A 2807-nucleotide genomic window follows, 5' to 3' on the forward strand; every position below is an offset into this window, starting at 1 on the left:
GGCCGCCTCCGGGGCCACCACCAGCACGGTGGCGCCGCGCCCGGCCTCGGTGAGCCGCCGCAGGTCGTGCGTCAGGTGGGCGGGGGCGTCGGCCGGCGGGCGGTGCCGCACCAGGGTGGGCGCCAGCCGGGGGATGTCCGACCAGGCGGCCTCGTCGTCCAGGTGGGCGGCCAGGTGCCAGGGCTCGTACCCCTCGGTGCCGACCAGCAGCAGCCCGCTCGCCCCGCGCCGTTCCACGGAGCGGCGCAGCGATCCGGCGAAGCCGCCGATCGCCTCCAGCCAGCCCGTTCCCGTCAGCCGTTCCCGGAGTGCCGAAACTCTCACCGCGTCCATGCGGGCCAGGATGTCCCGCCGGGCCGGGGATTTGGCAGGATCGGCCCATGACTTCCCTCGATTCAGTGACGAACCCGGCCCACGAGGCGCCGGACGTCTCGCAGCTGGTGGTCGGTGTCCTCGGCGGCACCGGCGACCAGGGGCGGGGCCTGGCCCTGCGGCTGGCCAAGGCCGGCCAGCAGGTGATCATCGGCTCCCGTGACGCCGCCCGGGCCGAGGCCGCGGCGGCCGGGCTGGGCCTCGGCGTGCGCGGCGCCGACAACGCCACCGTCGCCCGGGAGAGCGACGTGGTGATCATCGCGGTGCCCTGGGACGGCCACGCCGCCACCCTGACCGCGCTGCGCGAGGAGCTCGCGGGCAAGATCGTCGTCGACTGCGTCAACCCGCTGGGCTTCGACAAGCAGGGCGCGTACGCGCTGAAGCCGGAGGAGGGCAGTGCCGCCGAGCAGGCCGCCGCGCTGCTGCCGGACTCCCGGGTCACCGCCGCGTTCCACCACCTCTCGGCGGTCCTGCTCCAGGACGAGTCGGTGGAGACCATCGACACCGACGTCATGGTGCTCGGCGACGACCGGGACGCCACCGACGTCGTCCGGGGCCTGGCCGCCCGCATCCCCGGGATGCGCGGCATCTTCGCGGGCCGGCTGCGCAACGCCCACCAGGTGGAGGCGCTGGTCGCCAACCTGATCTCGGTCAACCGCCGCTACAGGGCCCACGCGGGCCTGCGGATCACCGACGTCTGACCATCGGACGCCGTGTCGACCTCACCCCGGACCTGCTCCGGAGGTGAGGTCGGCGACAATGGGTTCCGGCCGAACCCCGGCCGCCCGTACCCGGTCCCAGGAGTCCGCCGCCATGCCCCGCACGTCCCTGCTCGCCCTGATCGTCGTCGTCCTCGCGCTGGTCGCCGCCGTCTTCTCGCTGACCCAGGGCCTCTGGCTGGGCCTGATCTGGCTCCCGCTGGCCGGTGTGGCCAGCAACGTGCTGTGGATGAACCGCCGCAGCGCGAAGCTCGCCGAGGCCGCCGCCGCGGCCGAGCAGGGCTGAGGCTTCCGGAAGGGCTAGTTCTTCCAGAAGGTGAACAGGTACCGGCCGAGCGTCGCGTAGTCCTGGTCCACGCCGAACAGGTTCATCAGGCCGTGGACGATGCCGAAGAAGAACTGGTTCACCTGGGGCTGCCACAGCAGCGCGAACACGGCGAGCATCCCGTACGGCGCGAACGGCTCGATCGCGCGCCGGGTCTTGTACGACAGCCACGGCTCGACGATCCCGTAGCCGTCCAGCCCGGGCACCGGCAGCAGGTTCAGCACCGCCGCGCTCAGCTGGAGGAAGCCGAGGAATCCCAGCGCCCCGGAGAACGGCGAGATGATCAGCTCGTAGCCGTTCCAGAACGCGTGCACGGTCGGGTCGTCCAGCCAGCCCGCGCCGATCGGGATCAGCAGCGCCGCCGCGATGAGCAGGTTGACCAGCGGGCCGGCCGCCGAGATCAGGCTGTGCTTGAGCCGGCCCTGGATCCGGTTCCGCTCGATCCAGACCGAGCCGCCGGGCAGGCCGATGCCGCCGAGGATCACGAAGACGATCGGCAGCACGAAGCTGAGCAGCACGTTGGCGTACTTCAGCGGGTTGAGCGTGAGGTAGCCCTTGGCGCCGACGGTGATGTCGCCGCCGTGCAGCGCGGTGCGCGCGTGGGCGTACTCGTGCAGGCAGAGCGAGACCATCCAGCCCGCGACCACGAACAGGAACACCCCGAACGAGGTGTTGCCGTAGCCCTGGTACACCGCCCAGCCGGAGGTGCCGAGGACGGCGAGCAGCACCCAGAACACCGGGCTGATCCGGCGGTCCTCGCTGCGGGAGCGCGGCGTGGCGGCGAAGGTCATGGTGTGGGTGCTCCGTGGGCAGGGGGAAGAGGGGTGGGCGTGGGCCGGGGTCGATCATGCCGGGTGGGCCGGTGACCGGACAAGCCGCTCCGGGTGAACGTCCGGGCGTGCGCCGGCGTTCCGCCCCACGCGGCGTTCCACCCCCACGCACCGGGGCCGGGACGGCCCTGCACAATTGTGCGGCCCTTGCCCCGCCGATCGACCAGAATGGTCCGGTGCACTACGGCATTCTCGGGACGACGACGGCCCACCACGACGACGGCACCCCGGTGCCGATCGGCGGCGCCCGGCTGCGGGCCCTGCTCACCGCCCTGGCCCTGCGGCAGGGCCGGCCGGTGCCGGCCGACGTGCTGGTGGACGAGGTGTGGGAGGCAGAGCCGCCGCAGGACTCCTCCGCCGCGCTCCAGACCCTGGTCGGCCGGCTGCGCCGCACCATCGGCCGGGACGAGGTCGGCTCCGGCCCGGCCGGGTACTGGCTGACCGGCCCGGCCACCGACCTCGCCGACTTCCAGCGGCTGACCGGCGAGGGCCGCCGTGCCCTCGACGCCGGGGACCACGCGCTCGCCGCCGGGAAGCTGGCCGCCGCCCTGGCGCTGTGGC

At 73.5% G+C, this 2807-nt stretch carries 4 protein-coding genes and 1 pseudogene; 3 read left to right on the forward strand and 2 right to left on the reverse strand.

Annotation, left to right across the window (positions count from 1 at the left end; translation table 11 throughout):
- A pseudogene (locus tag KS423_RS42695) lies at positions 1-333 on the reverse strand (hypothetical protein); the annotation flags it as partial.
- 47 nt (positions 334-380) lie between these two features.
- On the opposite strand from KS423_RS42695, the gene npdG reads away from it, so the two are divergent.
- Both npdG and KS423_RS42705 read left to right on the forward strand, forming a co-directional pair.
- The gene (gene npdG, locus KS423_RS42700; protein ID WP_224285082.1) at positions 381-1073 is read left to right on the forward strand and encodes an NADPH-dependent F420 reductase; all 693 of its coding nucleotides are present in this window, start codon (positions 381-383) and stop codon (positions 1071-1073) included.
- Positions 1074-1185: 112 nt separating this feature from the next.
- Positions 1186-1377: a hypothetical protein gene (locus KS423_RS42705; protein WP_224285083.1), complete on the forward strand. Its 192-nt coding sequence runs from the start codon at positions 1186-1188 to the stop codon at positions 1375-1377.
- 14 nt (positions 1378-1391) lie between these two features.
- Here KS423_RS42705 and KS423_RS42710 read toward each other — a convergent pair whose 3' ends face one another.
- A complete protein-coding gene (locus KS423_RS42710; RefSeq protein WP_224285084.1) occupies positions 1392-2207 on the reverse strand; it encodes a site-2 protease family protein in 816 nt (271 codons plus the stop codon).
- A gap of 215 nt (positions 2208-2422) precedes the next feature.
- Here KS423_RS42710 and KS423_RS42715 point away from each other — a divergent pair.
- Positions 2423-2807, forward strand: a 385-nt coding sequence (locus KS423_RS42715; RefSeq protein WP_224285085.1) for a winged helix-turn-helix domain-containing protein, incomplete at its 3' end; no start/stop codon positions are given.

This window comes from Streptomyces sp. LS1784 (assembly GCF_020103755.1).
Lineage (GTDB): Bacteria > Actinomycetota > Actinomycetes > Streptomycetales > Streptomycetaceae > Kitasatospora.